Source organism: Cobetia sp. D5 (assembly GCF_035666195.1).
Classification (GTDB): Bacteria; Pseudomonadota; Gammaproteobacteria; order Pseudomonadales; family Halomonadaceae; genus Cobetia; species Cobetia amphilecti.
In genome coordinates this window covers 882,093-900,643 of sequence record NZ_CP142020.1, presented here as the reverse complement: position 1 = coordinate 900,643, position 18,551 = coordinate 882,093, and the positions used below count along the sequence as shown (strand labels likewise).

At 65.5% G+C, this 18,551-nt stretch carries 13 protein-coding genes; 9 read left to right on the top strand and 4 right to left on the bottom strand.

All coding sequences use genetic code 11. The annotated features are described in order from the left end of the window. Positions 1 to 38: 38 nt before the first annotated feature. From U0O11_RS03815 to U0O11_RS03790, 6 genes are all read left to right on the top strand, one after another. Positions 39 to 1,493, top strand: coding sequence for a GumC family protein (locus tag U0O11_RS03815; protein WP_324691748.1), 1,455 nt, complete (start codon positions 39 to 41; stop codon positions 1,491 to 1,493). A 7-nt stretch (positions 1,494 to 1,500) separates the two neighbouring features. Beyond that, positions 1,501 to 2,874, top strand: a complete 1,374-nt coding sequence (locus tag U0O11_RS03810; RefSeq protein ID WP_324691746.1) for an O-antigen ligase family protein — start codon at positions 1,501 to 1,503, stop codon at positions 2,872 to 2,874. A 146-nt stretch (positions 2,875 to 3,020) separates the two neighbouring features. Further along, positions 3,021 to 4,424 (top strand): oligosaccharide flippase family protein, encoded by a 1,404-nt coding sequence (locus tag U0O11_RS03805; protein WP_324691744.1) that lies wholly within the window; start codon positions 3,021 to 3,023, stop codon positions 4,422 to 4,424. Then, positions 4,421 to 5,503 (top strand): glycosyltransferase family 2 protein, encoded by a 1,083-nt coding sequence (locus U0O11_RS03800; RefSeq protein WP_324691742.1) that lies wholly within the window; start codon positions 4,421 to 4,423, stop codon positions 5,501 to 5,503. Before U0O11_RS03805 ends, U0O11_RS03800 begins: the two co-directional genes overlap by 4 nt. Beyond that, entirely contained in the window at positions 5,503 to 6,957 is a 1,455-nt protein-coding gene (locus U0O11_RS03795; protein WP_159055787.1) for a WecB/TagA/CpsF family glycosyltransferase, read from the top strand. The genes U0O11_RS03800 and U0O11_RS03795 overlap by 1 nt, the downstream gene beginning before the upstream one ends. Positions 6,958 to 7,027: 70 nt before the next feature. Continuing rightward, positions 7,028 to 8,272 carry a hypothetical protein gene (locus tag U0O11_RS03790; RefSeq protein WP_324691740.1) on the top strand — a complete coding sequence of 415 codons (1,245 nt, stop codon included), beginning with the start codon at positions 7,028 to 7,030 and terminating at the stop codon, positions 8,270 to 8,272. A 177-nt stretch (positions 8,273 to 8,449) separates the two neighbouring features. Here U0O11_RS03790 and U0O11_RS03785 read toward each other — a convergent pair whose 3' ends face one another. After that, positions 8,450 to 10,276, bottom strand: coding sequence for an SEC-C domain-containing protein (locus U0O11_RS03785; protein ID WP_054555069.1), 1,827 nt, complete (start codon positions 10,274 to 10,276; stop codon positions 8,450 to 8,452). A gap of 155 nt (positions 10,277 to 10,431) precedes the next feature. Further along, positions 10,432 to 11,370: a homocysteine S-methyltransferase family protein gene (locus U0O11_RS03780; RefSeq protein ID WP_324691738.1), complete on the bottom strand. Its 939-nt coding sequence runs from the start codon at positions 11,368 to 11,370 to the stop codon at positions 10,432 to 10,434. A gap of 267 nt (positions 11,371 to 11,637) precedes the next feature. Here U0O11_RS03780 and U0O11_RS03775 point away from each other — a divergent pair, with 267 nt between their 5' ends. The 3 genes from U0O11_RS03775 (at position 11,638) to U0O11_RS03765 (ending at position 16,907) form a co-directional block, all read left to right on the top strand. Next, complete coding sequence (locus tag U0O11_RS03775; protein WP_043332458.1) at positions 11,638 to 13,545, top strand: hypothetical protein; 1,908 nt, start codon at positions 11,638 to 11,640, stop codon at positions 13,543 to 13,545. Positions 13,546 to 13,614: 69 nt separating this feature from the next. Further along, positions 13,615 to 15,762, top strand: a complete 2,148-nt coding sequence (locus U0O11_RS03770; protein WP_324691736.1) for a DNA topoisomerase III — start codon at positions 13,615 to 13,617, stop codon at positions 15,760 to 15,762. Between the two features lie 86 nt (positions 15,763 to 15,848). Then, complete coding sequence (locus U0O11_RS03765) at positions 15,849 to 16,907, top strand: ketopantoate reductase family protein (protein WP_324691734.1); 1,059 nt, start codon at positions 15,849 to 15,851, stop codon at positions 16,905 to 16,907. A gap of 231 nt (positions 16,908 to 17,138) precedes the next feature. Here U0O11_RS03765 and U0O11_RS03760 read toward each other — a convergent pair whose 3' ends face one another. Further along, positions 17,139 to 17,801 (bottom strand): bifunctional 4-hydroxy-2-oxoglutarate aldolase/2-dehydro-3-deoxy-phosphogluconate aldolase, encoded by a 663-nt coding sequence (locus U0O11_RS03760; protein WP_043332465.1) that lies wholly within the window; start codon positions 17,799 to 17,801, stop codon positions 17,139 to 17,141. A gap of 56 nt (positions 17,802 to 17,857) precedes the next feature. Further along, on the bottom strand, positions 17,858 to 18,550 hold the full coding sequence (gene pgl, locus U0O11_RS03755; protein WP_054555072.1) for a 6-phosphogluconolactonase: 693 nt from the start codon (positions 18,548 to 18,550) through the stop codon (positions 17,858 to 17,860). Position 18,551: the final 1 nt, after the last annotated feature.

Below are 18,551 nucleotides of genomic sequence, written 5' to 3'. Positions count from 1 at the left end.
GGAATGCGACCGATCACTACCACGCGACAAGGATGTGCATGACAGAGTCCCGCTCACCCGACACACCACAAGACGCAGCCAAGCCCTCACTGGGGCGCCGACTCCTGGGCGTCCTGCTGGGCTGGGCGGCGCGTGGCTCCAGCATGCGCCCGCGCACCCGCCGCGCGGCCTACCTGTTGCTGGCGACCGCCATCCTGAGTGTCATCTGGGGGTTGACCATCGCCTTCATCGCCGTGGCACCTGTCACCTACACCACCAGCTGGACGATGATCCTGCCCGGTACCGGCTCCGGTCTGTCGGTGAACTTCGAGAACATCGGCCAGGCCAGCACCAGCGCCAACTCTTCCTACTCCAGCTCCTCGCTGGACCCCAAGGTCAACTATCGCGCCATCGCCGAGAGCCCTGCCGTGCTCGAGCGTGCCGCCAGCACGGTCGACATGCATCCCGACGATTACGGCAAGCCCAAGATCAAGCTGACCGACCAGACCGCCCTGATCGCCTTCCAGACCAGCGCGCCGAGCGCCAAGGCCGCGCTTGCACGCGCCAATGCGCACATCGATGCCTTCAATGAGGTGATCGAACAGCTGCGCAATGATGAGCAGGCGCGCCGCGAAGCCGTCATCCGCCGCTCGCTCGAGACCTACGACCGCACGCTCAAGGAAACCCAGCGCAAGCTGCTCGAGTTCCAGTCCACCTCCGGGCTGGTCTCCATGGAGCAGTTCAAGGAACTGACGCTGAGTGTCGAGGCGCTCAAGGACACGCTGGAAACGCGTGATGGCGAACTGTCGGCCCTCAACGCCCGGCTCGCCACCCTGTCCAGTCGCCTGGGACTGGATGCCGGCCAGGCTGGTGGCGTGATCGCCCTGCAGCGCGACGCCCGCTATCAGGCGCTGCTGACTCAAGCCGCGGAGCAGGCGGCCAGTCTCGATGAAGCGCGTGGCAAATGGGGCGAGCGCAATCCGGAGGTCATCAATCTGGCCGCGGGGCTCGATTCCCTCGAGCGCTCGCTGGCCTCACGCATGCGCCAGTTGCTGCCCCGCCAGTCCTCGCGCAACCAGAATGCCCTGCGTGCCGCGTCCGGCCATGCCAATCAGGACACCCTGGTCGGCGAGCTGATCACCCTGGATACCCAGCGGCGCGGCGTGATCAGCGAGCTTGCCACCGGGCGGGCCAATCTGGCGGCCCGCCAGCAGCGGCTGGACAACAGCGTCGCCAAGGCCGCCCAGCTGCAGGACCTGCTGCGCGAGCAACAGGTCGCCACGGCGGTCTACACCACGGCGCTGGCCAAGATCGACATCGGTCAGATCGACCCCTTCGCCAGCTACCCGATGCTGCAGATTCTCGATCCGCCGCCATTGCCCGAGAAGGCGGATTCGCTGGGCATCAAGCTGGCCATCGTCGGCGCGCTCGCCGCGAGCGTCTTCAGCATCATCGGCCTGATTCTCCTGTGGATCAGAAAACCCTACCTGCTGCGTCTGCAGCAAAGCGTGTGAGCCGCCGATGTTTTCCCTGAAGGCGGGGCCAGAGGCGGATGTCCGCCCCGAGACCCCGGAAGAACGCATCATCTGGTTCTCGATCACCGCGACCTACCTGTTCTATCTGGTCGGCGGCCTCTATGTGCTGGCACCGGTGCTGGCATGGTCACTGGTGATGCGTGCCGCCTGGCTGCACCTCAAGGGCCGCCAGCGTTTTCCGCGCCTGCCCTGGCCACTGTGGGTGTGGATCATCGGCATGATCGTGATGGAGTTCTCGCTGCTGGCCGGCCACCTGATCGAGAACCTCGGCACCGGCAAGCTGATCAAGTCCTCCATCGGCTGGGCCAAGGGCTGGGCGCTGCTGGCGGTCTTCCCGATCATCGGCTGTCTGGCGATCCGCCCGGCGGTGATCATCCGCGCGGCCATGCATGTCTGCCTGCACACCATGCTGTTGCTGCCGGTGTTCGTCGGCGCCTGGCTGGCGGGGCTGCCCCAGGTGCCCTTCGTCTCGCCGCTGCAGGCCATCGGTGGGCCGGGGCCGGAATTCTTCGCCGTCTCGCTCTATGAGATCGACCCCGGCAGCGGCATGCCGCGCTGGCGCCTGTTCACGCCCTGGGCGCCGGCGGTGGGCTTTGTCGCCAGCATCTATTTCGCCTGCGCCCTGCTCGAGAAACACCCCTTGTGGAAGGCGATCGGCATCGGCGGCAGCGTGCTGATGATCCTGATGTCCGGCTCGCGCATGGCGCTGGTGTCGCTGGTGTTGATCAGCGCCGGGATGTTCCTGCTCAAGCGTCTGCACAAGCCGTGGCTGTGGTTCAGCTTTTCCGGCGTCAGCCTGATCGGTGGCTTTCTCGGCGCGCCGATTCTGGAGGCCATCGACAACTTCATCGCCGCCTTCAAGGGCTCGCGGGCGGACTCGACCCGCGTGCGGGCCGCGCTGGGGCGCATCGCGGTGGATCGCTGGCGCAACGAGGCGCCGTGGTTCGGCCACGGCATCGTCGAACGTGGCCCGCACCTGGTGGAGTACATGCCGATCGGCTCGCACCACAGCTGGTATGGGCTGCTGTTCGTCAAGGGCATCTTCGGCCTGTTCGCGCTGTTGATTCCGATGCTGGTCAGCCTGCTGCATCTGCTGCGCTTCGTGGTCGGCCGCCCTGTCGTGCAGCTGGGCTTGATCATGGTCGGCCTGCTGTTCGTCTACTCCTTCGGCGAGAACCTGGAGATTCTGGCCTACCTGATCTGGCCGGGACTGATCCTGATCGGCAAGGCGCACCAGCTGGCGGGCCTGCCCGCCAGCGAAGGGCATATCCACAACATGGGGCCGGTGGATGTGGAGAAGCCGCTTTCAAGGGTAGCGCCCGCCTCCGCCGACACCGGCAGCAGCGACACGGCAACCTAGCCCGATCACGGGATAGTGGAACAAGGCTGCGCCAGATCACGCCAATTCATCAGTACATTGCGCTAGAGTGGCTACACCAGCCGTTCAAAAGCATGACTGACAAGACCAGATGCCTGGAAAGGCACGACAAGCCAGGGAGCCAGGCGATGGGTGTGATCACGCGACTCAAGACACGTCTGACAGGTGGCGGAGACGGTGGCAATGGCCGCCTGATCCGCAATCTGGCCTGGATGGGCATGTCGCAAGGGGTGCACCGCATCGCGCGATTGGGCGCGACCCTGGTGGCGGCGCGCATGATCGCGCCGGAGTCCTTCGGTATCGCCGCCATCGTGCTTACCGCGCACGAGATCATGCACGCCATCTCCAATGCCGCCGTGGTACCCGCTCTGGTGCAGGCCGGTCGCGAGGGATATGAACGCCTGTGCCGCGATGCCTACTGGTTCAATTGGGTGGTGTGTCTTGGCCTGATGGTGCTGCAGATGGCACTGGCCCCGCTGCTGGCCTACCTCTATGACGCTCCCGATCTGACCCTGCCGCTGATGGCGCTGGCGCTGATCTTCCCGATGCTGCCCCCCGCCGCCATCAACGCGGCGCGAATTCTGCGCAGCAACCGCCTGCACATCACGGCGCGTATCGAGATGGGCCAGAGCATCGGCGAGGCCGTCGGCGTGATGCTGCTGGCCGCCATGGGTGCCGGGTTCTGGGCCTTGATCCTGCCCAAGCTGATCGTGACGCCCATCTGGACCCTGGCCTACCGCTGGTGCGAATCATGGCGCATCGATGAGCGCCCCTCCACGCTGTGGTCGCGGCCGCTGATGAGCTTCGCGCGCCCGATGATGGGCGTCGAGGTGGTCTCGGTACTGCGTCAGCAGATGGATTACCTGCTGGTCGGTGCCCTGTTCGCCATGGACGTGCTCGGCGTCTACTTCTTTGCCTTCAATGCCGGACTCGGCATCAGCCTTGGCCTCTTGCGCGCCTACTCCACCGCCATCTTCCCGCAGCTATGCGGCGACATGACGTCTCGCGAACGACTGGCACGCATGCACCACGGCATGCGTCTGTTCGCGCTGGTCGCCGTGCCCGCCATCATCGCCCAGAGCCTGCTGGCACCCTGGTATGTGCCGATCCTGTTCGGAGAGGCCTGGGTCGAGCGTGGCGCCCTGCCGATCCTGATCCTGATCTGCCTCTCCGCCCTGCCGCGCATCCTGCTCGACAGCTGCGGCCAGTTGCTGCGCGCCCAGGGCATGCCAGGGGCAGACCTCAAGCTGCAGATCTTCATGACGCTGATGCTCGGCGCCGGCATGTTCGCCGGCGTGCCCTTCGGCATCAACGGCGTCGCGGCCGGCATTCTGGTCGGCATCAGCCTGGCCGCCCTGCCCGGCTACCTGTGGACGCGCCGGCTGATCCTCGCTCAGGACGGCCGGGTGGCAGATGCGCCACCACCAGACTCGCCAGACACACCACACTCGACAGACACACCAGAGACACCTCACGCAGCATCCACCGCATCGCTTTCCCCAGACAGGGACGTCCAGGAGGCCAGACCATGACCCCGACCTTTTCGGTCATCATGCCGATCTACAACGTCGAACGTTTCGTCGCGGCCGCCATCGACAGCGTGCTGGCGCAGGAGGATGGCGACTTCGAACTGCTCATCATCGATGATTGCTCCCCCGATGGCAGCCGGGCGATCTGCGAGGCCTATGACGACCCGCGTCTCAGGCTGATCACGCATCCGGTCAATCGCGGCCTGGCCGGGGCCCGCAACACGGGCGTGCGTGCCGCACAGGGTCGCTATCTGGCCTTCCTGGACTCCGATGACATCTGGGAGCCCGCCAAGCTGGCGCACCACCGCGAGCACCTAGAGGCACGCCCCGAGGTAGGTCTGTCCTTCTCGCGCTCGGCCTTCATCGATGCCGACGGCGAACCGCTGGACTACTACCAGATGCCGAGCCTGACCGACATCACGCCGGGGCTGCTGTTCTGTCGCAACCCGGTGGGCAATGGCTCGGCGCCGGTCATCCGCCGCGAGATTCTCGAGGCCATCGCCTTCGACTGTGAGGTCAAGGGGGGCGGCGTGCTGCCCTGTTATTTCGATGAGAGTCTGCGCCAGAGCGAAGACATCGAGTGCTGGACCCGCATCGCCCTCAAGACCGGCACCACGGTGGAAGGCATTCCCGAGCCGCTGACCCGCTACCGGCTCAATGAAGGCGGGCTTTCGGCACAACTGGAGCGCCAGTACCAGAGCTGGCTTGCGATCGTCGAGCTGACGCGCGCCTACGCGCCTGACTTCATCGAGCAATGGTATCCCCGCGCCCAGGCCTACCAACTGCGCTACCTGTCGCGTCAGGCGATTCGCCTGCGTGACGGAGATGCTGCCTGGGCGTATTGCCGCCGCGCCGTCAAGGCATGGCCGGGCATCTGGAAGGCGGAATTCGGGCGCACCGCTGCCACGGCAGGGGCCGCCCTGATGTTGCGCGTGATGCCCAAGAGTCTCTATCTACGCTGTGAAGGGCTCGCCCAGGGGGTCATCGGCAAGGCGCAGAAGAAGAAGATCGACAATGCGCCGCGCACGCAGTCGGCCAGACCGAATCAACAGCAGGACGCTCATGAAGTGGAGTCACCATGATGAGCCAGCCATTGGATCAAGCCCTCTTCACCACTGAGCGCGTCAAGACGCTGCCACACGTCAAGGTGCTGGGGGTGCCCTTCGTCAACACCAGTCTCGACACCTGCCTGAGCCTGCTCAAGAGCTGGATCAGCGACCCGCAGCCGCGCACCGTCAATTTCGTCAATGCACACTGCCTGAACGTGGCCCAGGTCGATCGCTATTACATGCAGGTACTGCATGACAGCGACCTGCTGCTGCCCGATGGCAGCGGCGTCAAGATGGCCTGCCGCATGCTCGGCCAGGAGCTTGAAGCCAACCTCAATGGCACCGATCTGCTGCCCCACCTGTGCGACATGCTGGTGGCGGAGAACAAGCGCCTGTTCCTGCTCGGCGCCGCGCCGGGCGTGGCCGACAGGATGGCCGACAAGCTTCGCGAGCAATGGCCGACTCTCGAGATCAGTGGCGTGCATCACGGCTTCATCGGCCCGGAAATCATCGACGACGTGCTGGCGCAGATCAATCAGGGCACTGACCTGTTGCTGGTGGCGATGGGCGTGCCGGCCCAGGAGAAGTGGATCTCGACCTACCGTGAGCGACTCGAGGTGCCGGTGGTCATGGGCGTCGGCGGTCTGTTCGACTTCTATTCCCAGCGCATCCCGCGTGCGCCGGGCGTCGTGCGCAGACTGGGCATGGAATGGGCCTGGCGGCTGCTGATGGAGCCACGCCGCATGTTCAAGCGCTACGTGCTTGGCAACCCGAGCTTTCTGATGAGCGTGCGCAAGTATGGGGAAGAGGCGATTCCCGGCCGCGGCCTGTGGATGAAGTCACGCTCCAACTGGCGCCACTTTCGATGGCGAGTGAGCAACTGGCTGACCCCGCGCGCGCGCCGCGCCATGGATATCGTCGGTGCCAGCGGCGTGCTGCTGGTGCTGTCACCGCTGCTGCTGGGCACCGTGCTGGCCATCCGCCTGGAATCGCCAGGCCCGGTGCTGTTCGGCCAGGAGCGTATCGGGCGCCACGGCAAGCCGTTCAAGCTGTGGAAGTTCCGCTCGATGTACATCGACGCCGAAGAGCGTCTGCGCGAACTGCAGGCCGCCAACGAGAGCGAGGGCGGGGTGCTGTTCAAGATGAAGCAGGACCCGCGCATCACGCGCGTGGGTCGTATCATCCGCAAGCTGTCCATCGATGAATTGCCGCAGCTGTGGAACGTGCTGCGCGGCGAGATGGCGCTGGTCGGGCCACGCCCGGCACTGGCCCGCGAGGTGGCGCTCTACGAAGCACGCGCGCGCATGCGTCTGGATGCCACCCCGGGGTTGACCGGGCTGTGGCAGGTGTCGGGCCGCTCGGACCTGTCCTTCGAGCAACAGATCCATCTGGATCTCTTCTACCTGCATCGTCAGGGCATCAAGGAAGACATCAAGCTGCTGTTGCGCACGATTCCTGCCGTTCTGACCAGCCGTGGAGCCTACTGATGCGTGAGACTCCCTCTCTCATTCGTGCTGCGCTGCGTCAATATCACGACTCATGCCAAGGAGGTGTGCAATGCATGTGATCCTGTTGGCGGACCGCCTCGGCCAGGAAGTCGCGCCGATTGACCGCCGTTACTCGCCGGCCCTGCTGCCGATTGCCGGACGCAGCGTGCTGGAGCGAAATCTCGACCTGCTGGTCGGGCGAGGCGTGACGCATATCAGCCTGATCATCGCCCGTGACCCCGAGTGGTTCCGGGCGCGTATCGCCGATGGCTCACGCTGGGGCATCGATCTCGACATTCTGCCGATGCCCGGCGAGCGAGACCCGCGCGAGCAGATCAAGCGACTCGGCGCCATGGCCGCCCTGCCCGCCCCTGTGCTGCGTGCCGATGTGCTGCTGATGCCGGAGTGGTTCAAGGATGACAGCCTCGCGATCAGCGAGCAGGCCATGGCGTCGGGCGCGCCGGTCTGCCATCCGGCCAGCGTGGCAGACCCGTCGCTCGCTCGTCTGCACTGGCCGGAGCTGCGCGACAATTCCCAGCTGGGGCCGGCCCTGCTGGCCTCGCTGTCGCACTATCACGCCCTGGTGATGCAGGCACTGGATGCCGATGACTCAGGCCTGACACCACATGGCGAGCGCGGAGTATTGCCCGGCGAGCAGGACCTGCACCACGTCTACTACGCCGCCGGCGCGACACGCCTGGATGAATCGCGCCTCACTGGCGGCTTCGCCGGCATCACCACCCATGTGGAGCCCGGCGTGCTGCTCAAGGGACACTGCTGCCTAGAACAGGGCAGCTACGTGGAAGAAGGCGCCATGCTCGAGGACTGCGTCATCCTGCCCTTCACCCGCGTGCACGGTGGCCAGCAGATCAACGCCGGTATCCTGTTCGAAGGCGAGGCGCTCGACAGGACGGCCCCGCACTGGCTCAAGGACCGCCGTCAGGCAGGCGCAGCCTCGCAACGCGGCGTCGCCTACCGCAACCCGGCACGCCCTGAATGGCAAGAGCGGATTCTGGCGGCCCTGATCACTCTGGCCACACGCCCCTTCGGCTCACGCTACAAGGAGCTTCGCCATCGTCTGCGCCAGGTGCAGGACAGCCGCATGCGGCTTTTCGGGGCACTGCCCGAGCGCTCGCCACCGCCACTGGACAGGGTCGGCGTCAGCAGTGCAGGCGCCATCCAGCCCCCGGATTGGCGCGCCACACCGGATGCCTTCGCCGCGACGCTGGAGGCCATCCAGGTCGGCCAGACGCCGGGGCTACGCGGCGCCATTCGAGAAGCCTGGCGTCTGCGTCAGCAAGGCAAGCAGCAGTGATCGCACCTGTTCGCGCCTCCCCCTGAGTCCGTCTCGCGATGCAAGGCGAGACACAAAAAAACCCCGCAGTGCCATGGCACTGCGGGGTTTTTCATACGGGGCCTTGTCACACGAGGTCTAGTCATACGAGCGCTTGCGATCACTCGTCAGGCAGCATGAGCAGCCTTTGACACCGGCTCAGCGATGCTTGGCCAGCCAGGCAAGCGCGCCTTCGCTGCGCTTCCACTGGTCGCGCATCAAGGTGCGGTACTGCCAGGCCTCACCACGCGTGCCGGGTTCCGGTGCTTCCACCGCCAGACTCACCGGCCGCGGATGCTCCGCCAGCAGCAGGCTGATCAGATGCGAATTGGCTTCCCGCACGATCTCGAGTGCCTGCTCGGCGTCCTTGTCGCGACCCAGTCGATAGAGCGCCAGCACCTGGCCCATCAGGATGCCCAACAGCGGCATTTCCTCATCGACGGCACGTCGCTCGATATCATGCTCGGCGAGGGTCACGGCCTCGTCGTTGCGGCCTTCGCGCAGCAGCTGATCCAGCACCAGCTCACGCAGGCCGAGGCTGTCTTCCTCGTCAAGCTTGAGCAGGCGCTCCGCCAGCTGGCGCGAACGCTCGCGCTCACCGCGCTCCATGCCGATCACCAGACCCAGTCCACAGCGCAGCAACTGGGCGTTGTCGCCATCTTCCCAGCGCAACAGGCCGCCGGCCTGTTCGATCTGATCGAGCCAACGATCGAAGCGCTGTGCCAGCGGCACGAAGAAGGTGTCCGACATCCACGGCAGGCTACCGAAGCGACTGGCCAGCGCCAGGATCAGCCCCTGACACACCGCCGGAACGTCCAGCCACTCGGGGCTGGCGCACAGCTGCTGCAGCCACTCGTTGGGGTCCTGGACATCCCAGGGATCGATATCCAGCGCCAGTGCCGCCTCTTCCTCGATGCGCGCAGGGAAGACCGCCTCCCAGAGCCCGAGTGTCACGGCCTGCTCCGCATTCTGACGGAACAGCAGACTGCCATCGTCCTGCGTTTCCAGCGCCAGACGCGGCGGATGCTCGATCACCTCGAACAGCGCCTGCAGGGCGGCCAGTGAATCCGACAGCGACTCATCGGAATTGACCATCTGCTCGGCAAGCGTGGCACGCGGGTTTTCGGCCAGATCCGCCAGGAATTCCAGCTGACCGGGCTCGATGTCCTTCTGCTTGGACAGACGACGCCACCAGAAGCGCGCACGATCCTGCGCCTCTTCCGGCTGGCCTTCGTGCAGCAGCAGCATGGCTTCGATATACGCCAGCGTCGGCGAATCGGGCAGCGTCTGCTGGGCACGAATGAAGGCGGCGCGCGCCGAGCCCAGATCATCGCTGTCCAGATGCAGCAGACATTGGTGCTCCAGGGCGACGCCACGCAGGAAGGCAGGGCCACGCTCCAGCACCTCATCGAGCAGCAGCGCCTTCTTGCGGGTGAAGCCGCGCTCCTGATAGAGATCCAGCAGCAGCTCGAAGCCAGGCTCGGCCTGCTCGGGCAGACGCGACCAGTCGCTGGTATCGAACAGCGCCTCCATGATCTGCTGAGCCCGACCGCGATTGCCGCTCTCGGCGCTGATCAGCCCCGCCTCGAGCAGCGCCTGCGCCGGCGCGAGACCAGAGGCCAGCGCCGCCTTGAGCTGTTCACCCTTGAACTCGCGCAGCGACAGCATCCACATCAGGTGATCCGGAATCGCCGGCAACTGCACCTTGTCGCAGCACTGCTTGTACTTGCGACCCGAGTCACACCAGCAAGGCTCGTTGCGTCCGGGCGGTGCCAACGACTCGCGCGCGAAGTCGAGCCGCACCAGCGGAGTCTGGCTCCACAGCACCGGCGCCAGCGCTACCGCCAGCGCTTCGTCGCCACCGCTGTAGTTCACGCCCTCCGAATGCGCCCACTGCATGAAGGCAGGAAAGGATTCATCGGCGCGGATGGCATCAAGTGCCCCACTGGCGTAACTCAAGAGCCGTTCGACCCACTCGGCAAGCATGGCATCTCCCTAAAAAAGCGTTTCACAGCCCTGCAGACACCGCATCCCGATCGTCGCCTCGGCGTTCACCTCGGCGTTTCCTCAGGCGCGATGCCCGTCAGAACCTGCGAATCAAGGGGCGAAGTCTATCACGAGGAAGCCTCGCCCCTCATCGTTCACTCACTCAAGCGGCTGACGCAGCGATAACCTGCTGACCTGAGCTGTTCGGCCAGGCAGGCGATATGCGCCGGGCCCACCTCACAGCAACCGCCGACGATACGAATGCCGGCATTGACCCACCCCAGCGCATGCGCCGCGTACTGCTTAGGCCCCAGGTCTTCGCGCGCCTTGAGGTCCTTGACGGTGCCGCCGGGGTTGAGTTCCGCGATGGAGGTGAAGCCATTGGCATAGGCACCGGTCGGCAGCGGGCTGGCCAGCAGATTTTCCAGACTACCCTGAATGGCTTCCGGCGCGCTGCAATTGATCAGGATCGCGTCCACGCCCATCGCTTGCAGCATGCTGATCGCGTCTGCCAGCGGCTCACCGCTGCGCAGGGTCGCGGTCAGGTCATCCTTCACCGTCAGCGAGACCCATACCGGCAAGCCGCTCTCGAGTGCGGCGGCGGCAGCGGCGCGAGCCTCGACGCAGGAAGACAGCGCCTCACACAGCAGGACATCGACCAGCGGTGCCTGCAATTCCACCAGCCGGCGATAGCTGGCCAGGGACTCGTCAGCATCCGGCGCGACATCGGGGCGATAGGTGGCGACCAGCGGCGGCAGGCAGCCTGCCACGCGCACGTCCGCCTCGCCACTCAGGGCGATGGCATCCCGCGCGGCCTTGCCGGCTGCGGCATGAATGGCCGCGATCGACTCGCCGACACCCGCCAGGCCCAGACGCTGCGGCGTGGCCGTGTAGGTATTGAGCGTGATGACGCGCGCGCCGGCACGTATGAAATCCAGGTGCAGGTCACGCACCAGCTCAGGCTGATCCAGCATCACCTGAGACGACCACAGCGGCGTCGGCTCACGACCGCTACGACGCACCAGTTCCTGGCCCATGCCGCCGTCCAGCAACACGACTTCAGCCCCGTCACCTGCACCCTTTCCTGCTTCCAAGTCTCGTTCCACACAACCTCCAGAGCTTTTAGATGTCCTAGCGTGAGCCTGACGACCTGGCGAGACCCGCTGGCCAGTCAGTGGCGGGCGAAATTCTACCACGCTCGACCCGCTTGCGGCCCTTGCTCACTGGAGCCAAAAGGCTGCCCAATGCTACTGTTGGCGACACCCTTTGCCCCGCGCTGCGCTCGAGGCTCGTGCTCACGAACCTCTCGGCAGCCCATGTCGCGCCAGAAGCCCCACCCCGTTCAATCAAGGAAGCCTGCCTTGCTGTTGCCGAGCCCCTTTCGTCCCCGAGCCAACACTGCCAATGACGCGCCCCAGGTGCGTCTGGAGCGTGAGGGCCGCGACGAGATTCGCCGCATTACCCAGGCCGTGGAGCGTGTGCCCTGGTCGGTGAGCCTGATGCAGATCCTGTGGACCGCAGGCCCGGTGACACTGATCGGCGCCTGGGGCGGCTATCTGCTCGGTTACGGCAAGGAACCGACCTTCGAGAACTACATCTTCTTCATCTCCTACACCGTCATCACCGGTGTCGCGGGCATCGTGGCCAATATCGCCCACAACCTGACCAGCTCACGGCGCTATGACCGCACCGAAGCCAAGATCGAGCGCGTCATCGACACCGTGCCGGAGCTGATCCTCGCCACGCGCAATCTGATCGTCGAGAGCCTCGAAGGCGATGCCCGCCGGCGTGAAGCGGCGGCCATGCTGCTGCGCAAGCAGGATCTGGCGCCGGAGGGGGTCGAGCTGGCGGCGCTGGAGCTGCTCGATGACCGTGATGCCGCGCGCATCATCAGTCAGATCGACGTCTACCGTCGCGTGGGCCTGCATGCGCGTATCCGCGACATGAACAGCCTCAACCGCGAATGGCTCGAGCCCCAGTTCAATGAGCTAGCCGAGCTGGCCCCCGAGGCCATCGGCCTGCTGCGTGAGCGCTTCGAAGGGCGCGCGCCCGACCTGCACAGCGGCGTGCCGCGTGACGAGAACTTCATCGAGCGTGTGCTGGCGGCCATCGAGCAGGACAACGACCTGCTGATGACCCTGCAGGACGTGGAGGAGATGCTGATTCTGGCCTTCGAGCTGATCAGCGGGCGCAAGATTCCGCTGCTGACCTTCGAATACCGTGGCCGCTGGAAGCTGGCGCGCGCGCTGGACAACCTCGAGCATGCCCGCTCGCGTTATCGCATTCGTCAGGCCACCGGCCTGTCACGCCTCAAGGCGCTGACGGTCTATCTGGCCGAGCAGTCCGGCACCCTGGTGGAGGATGCCGCCTCCGGCCTGCGCGCCGAGGTACTGCTGGAGCGCTCCACCCAGGCGATGGACGCCCTTGCCGAGCAGGTGACGCACCTGGCGATCGCGGTCAATGAGGGCGATCGTGAACACCGCGCCGCGCTGCGCTCGCGCGCCGACATCCTCACCAACGCCATCCGCCTCTACAAGACGGTGACCAATGCCTACGAGCAGGTCGGGCGCAGCCACGCCGTCTTCCTCAAGATGTCCAAGCGCTGGGAAAACATCGCCTCGCAGATGTCCGATGACGCCACCCGCCTGCGGGTCGGTCCGGGCCGCCGCGGTCTGCGCATCCAGGAAAAGACCATCGCGCTGGACGATGAAGCCAAGGCGGAGGTCTGCAAGCATCTGGCCGATCACTTGAACGAGAGCCGCATCAAGCGCGTCGACAGCGAGATCGCCTACCAGGCGCGCGAGACGGTGCTGCGCGTCGGTGTCGACAAGGCCAAGGCGATGGCGGTCGAGATCGCCCTCGCGCTGGAGCCCCACATACACCTGTCACGCCCGGCCGTGCAGCGCGCCATCAATGGCTCCAACGCCGCCTATTTCGGCCAGCTGGAGCCCAATCAGTCCGCGGCGGCCAAGGCGGCCCTGGGCAGCGCCATGGTGCGCGAAATCGACGATGACCTGTCGCGCACCGCCGAATCACTGGCCATCGCACTGGTGCGCCACTACCGCGTCGAGCTGGAGCCGCTGGCCATCGAGTTCCTGCGCGATACCTTCGGCGCCCGTGAAGCGACGCTCAACATGCTCAGCAACTATCAGCCTGCCGACCACCACCCGGTCAGCTATCTCTCCAATCGACCCCCGCTGATCCAGACCGCCAACCGCGACTGGTATCGCGCCCTCGTCCAGGCGCGTCGCGCGCTCGACGACGATTGATCCCCGCCTCGGGCCAACGGCATACTGTATGGATCATCATATCGATAGCCTTTGACCGCAGGATGCCCGATGCGCCTGATCATCGCAGAAAAGCCCAGCCTCGCCCGCGCCATTGCCGAGGCGCTGCCCGGACGCTCAAGCAAGCGCGACGGCTATATCGATGCCGGTGACACCCGTGTCACCTGGTGCATCGGCCACCTGCTGGAGCAGGCCCCGCCGGATGACTACGACGAGCGCTTCAAGCGCTGGTCGCTGGATCACCTGCCGATCATCCCCGAGCAATGGAAGCTCAAGCCACGCAGCCAGGCGCGCGGTCAGCTCAAGACCATCCGCGAGCAGCTCAAGCTGGCCGATGAGGTCGTGCATGCCGGCGACCCCGACCGTGAAGGCCAGCTGCTGGTGCAGGAAGTGCTGGAGCACATGCGCTGGCGCGGGCCGGTCAAACGCCTGCTGATCAGTGACATGAACCGCCCCGCCGTCAGCCGTGCCCTCAACAGGCTGGACGACAATCAGCGCTGGCAGCCGCTCTATGAAGCCGCGCTGGCGCGCCAGCGCGCCGACTGGCTGTATGGCATGAATCTGACCCGCGCCTGGACATTGACCGGGCGTCAGGCCGGCCACGACGGCGTATTGTCGGTGGGACGCGTGCAGACGCCGCTGCTGGGGCTGGTCGTGCGACGTGACGAGGAAATCGAGGCCTTCGAGCCCCGCGCCTTCTTCCCGCTGTGGATCGAGGCTGGCGTGGCGGCGGGCAGCTTCAAGGCCTGGTGGCATGCGCCCAGCTCACCCTGGCTGCAACGTCTGGCGGACAAGGGCACCCCGCTGCCACTGGATGACAAGGGGCGCCTGCTGGATAGCCGTCCCGCCGAGCGCCTCGCCCGCCATCTCGCGACCTTGACTACCCTCGGCGATGGCCATGTCGAAAGTGTCGAGGCCAGCGACAAGTCCCAGCCCGCACCGCTGCCCTATTCGCTCTCGGCGCTGCAGGTCGATGCCGCACGCCGTTTTCGCCTGCCCGCCCAGAAGGTCCTCGACACCTGTCAGGCGCTTTACGAGCGTCATCAGCTGATCACCTATCCGCGCTCCGACTGCCGCTACCTGCCGCGCGAACATCACGCCGGCATGGCCAATCTGATGATCAGCGCCTGCGTAGGTGACCGCGAGCTTGAACGCTACAGTGGCGGCGCCGATTTCAGCCTGCGCTCGCGCGCCTTCAATGACAGCAAGGTCAGCGCGCACCACGCCTTGGCGCCGACCGGGCGCGAGCCGGACTATGCGCGCCTGTCGCGCGATGAAGCCAACCTCTACCGCATGATCACACGCAACGTGCTGGCCCAGTTCTATCCGGCCTATCGCTATCGCGAGGTCAAGGTCGAGCTGCGCTTCGCCAAGGAGCCCTTCCGCGCCAGTGGCCGCAGCGTCATCGACGAGGGCTGGAAGGTGCTGTTCCAGCGCGCTGCGGAGGCCGGGGAGACAGCAGATAAGCAAGACTCTGACAAGAAGACCCCTGACAAGAACGCAGCCGCCGATGACAAGACCCCGCCGCCACTGCCCGCCCTGACGGAAGGCGAACCGGCCTGCGTGCTCGACTGTGGTATCGAGGAGAAAGAGACCCGCCCGCCGGAACCCTTCAATGACGCCAGCCTGATTCAGGCGATGATGAACATCGCGCGCTACGTCGAGGATGAAGCGGTGCGTCGCACGCTGCGCGATGTGGATGGCCTAGGCACCGAGGCGACACGCGCCGGCATGCTCGAGACACTGATCAATCGCGGCTATCTGGTGCGCGAAGGCCAGGCGATGCGCTCGACGCGTATCGGCCGCGCGCTGATTCATGCGCTGCCGCCTGCCGTGTCGCGCCCGGAGCGCACCGCGCAGTGGGAGCAACGCCTGAGCATGATCCACGAGCAAGGCGACCCGGCGGCGCCCTTCTTGAGCGAATTGATCGTGGACCTGCGTGCGCTGCTCGCCGATAGCTCCGCCAGCCGCTTGAGCACGGCACTGGCCAGCGTCGGCGGTGCGACACCCGCGCCGCGCAAGGGCGGCGGCAAGGGCGGCTCGCGTCGCAAGGCCACGTCCTACAAGAAGCGCGCCTCTGGCAGCTCTTCAGGCAAGACCGCTTCTGGCAGCACTTCTGACGGCGCTTCTCGTAAAAGTGCTTCCACCAGGAGCCCCCGCAAGCGAGCGACTGGGACACGGCGCAAGACCGATAGCTGACAGCGGGTCAGGTGAAGTACAACCGGCCTTTCCCGCGCTCACGCACTGCTCTGCTCTGCCCTGCTCTCCATGACAAGATGACAAATATGCACACAATGACTGATCCGGAAGATAACTGGCTGTGGATCATCGGCCCGGGCGCCATCGGGCGCCTGCTGGCGGCATCACTGATGGAGGCACGCCAGCGGGAGCTTTGTGAACACGAAACATCAGCACTACCGCGTGTCTTGCTGCTGGGGCGTCAGGCAATGGCGGGGCAAGCGGTCGTGCTCGACATGACCACGCCGGAATCGCCTACTTTTAGCGTAAAGTTAAATTACTCAACAATTGACACACTGCAAGACTCGCCACCCAGAAAGCCTTCCGCCATCTGGCTGACGACCAAGGCCCACGGCGTACCCGGCGTCTGGCAGCAACTGGCCCCCCATATCACGCCCGAGACTCCCGTGACCTGCTGGCAGAATGGCCTGAGCGCTCAGCCGTGGCTGGCCGAACGCCACGCCAACCTGCTATGCGCCAGCACCACCGAAGGCGCCTGGCTGCCAGCCGAGACTGGCGCAAACGCGACGCCTGACGCTGACTCGACAGCGGATGAATTCCAGCACCTTGGCGTGCAACACGCCGGGCGCGGCCACACCTGGCTGGGCGCATGGCAGAGTGACGGTGATGGCGACGGCGACGGCGAGCCCGACAGCCAGTCCCACCAGGCCGCTCTCGTACAATGTGACTGGCTCAGGGCTGCAGGGTTTGCGTGCGAGCAGACACCGGACATCCAGACTCGCCTGTGGCACAAGCTGGCGATCAATGCGGCGATCAATCCCCTGGTGGCACGCTATCGCATTCGCAATGGCCAGCTGCGCGACCGGCCATTTGCCCCGATGGTGCGCCAGGCGGTCGAGGAGATCAGCGCGGTACTGGATAGCGAAGGCATCCCTGCCCCAAGGGGAGGCTGGCAGGCGCTGGTCGAGCAGGTCATCCGCGCGACCGCCAACAATCGCGCCTCGATGCTGCAGGATGTGCTCGCCGGACGCCCTACCGAGGTCGAGGCGATCCTTGGCCCATTGCGCCGCACTGCCGCCCGACATGGGCTGGCCCTGCCCTTGCTGGATGACCTCTACTGTCAGCTGAGCACGCCGCAGCGCTGAGACCGGGATCACAACCAGCCCAGCGACTCCAGCCAGACAAGTTAGCCTCGCCTCTCTCCCCTGATGACGCGCATAAAAAAGACCCGCCTCGCGAGAGACGGGTCACAAGCAACAGCCAAGCTGTCGAGAGAGAGCAGTACTGGCAGCCTGTCAGCCTCAAGCACGACGGTGTGCATGACGCTGGCAGGCAACCGCTGGATCAGTGACCAGCACTCATCCAGATATCAGGCTTCAGCGGTGGAAGCGCTCTGAGGCTTCACGCGCCAGCTCGCGGATACCATCCCAGTCACCCGCATCGATCAGTTTCTGCGGCGCGACCCAGCTACCACCGACACACATCACGTTCTTGAGCGCGAGGTAGTCAGCGGCGTTGCTCAGGGAAATGCCACCAGTCGGGCAGAAGCGAGCTTCGCTGATCGGGCCACCGAAGGACTTGATCGCATTGACGCCGCCCGCGGCTTCCGCCGGGAAGAACTTGAAGCGACGGTAACCGTACTGCCAGCCCGTCATCAGCTCCGAGACGGTCGCGACACCTGGCAGCATCGGCACGCTGCTGGTCACGCCATACTGGTACAGCGCTTCGGTGGTGCCCGGCGTGACGATGAAGTCGACACCCAGCTCTTCCACCTGGCGATACTGTTCCGGCGTCAGCACGGTGCCGGCACCGATGCTGGCGTTGGGCAGCGCTTCACGCATCAGACGGATGGCTTCCAGCGCGCAGTCGGTACGCAGCGTGACTTCCAGTACGGTCAGGCCACCTTCGTAAAGGGCCTTGCCCAGCGGTACGGCGTCCTCGATGCGCTCGACGGCGATCACCGGCAGCACGGAGGCTTTCTGGCAGATGCTGTCGATCTCGGTGGTACGAGTCGACGGAAGCTGTTTTTCAAAGCTCATGGCGTTCTCCTTGTGCCGCGACCAGCCTCCCTTGTGGCTGGCCACGGCCGATGTGATCAGGGGGCCCAGTAAAGCGCCAGCGGCGCGGACAGGAAGGCACGAATCGGCAGTTCACTGACCGCCTCGACGTCGCTCAGCGCGCGCGACAGCACGGCCTGCTTGTCGGTCCCCGTGAGATGAAGCACGGTACGACGCGTCTGGCGCAGACGCTCGAGAGACAGCGTGATACGCGCCTGCGGTACGCTGGGTGCACGCATCGGGACACAGCAATCCGCACTGGTCAGCGCTTCCTGCAGGCGGTCACCATCCGGGAACAGCGAGGCCGTATGGCCATCGCCGCCCATGCCGAGAATCAGCGCAGAGGCCGGCCAGGGGAGCGCCGCGATGCGAGCGCTCACTTCTGCGCAACCGTCCTCCGGCTCTGCCTCGGCGTTGGTCAGCGGATGGAAGGTAGCGGCACTGGCCGCACCGCTCAGCAGGTGCTCACGCACGAAGCGTGCATTGCTGTCATCGGCGTCTTCGCTCACCCAACGCTCATCAGCGAGGGTGATATCGACCCGCGACCAATCCAGCGGCTTGTCGCGCAGCGCGGCAAACAGCGGCTTGGGCGTGGAGCCGCCGGAAACCACCAGCAGCGCACGCGCTGACGGATCAACGTCGAGATCAGCACGCAAGGCAGCGGCCAGATACTCGGCGAGAGAGTGTGCGGTCTGAACGCGCGGGTCCTGCTCAGTCACGGTGGCGCTCATC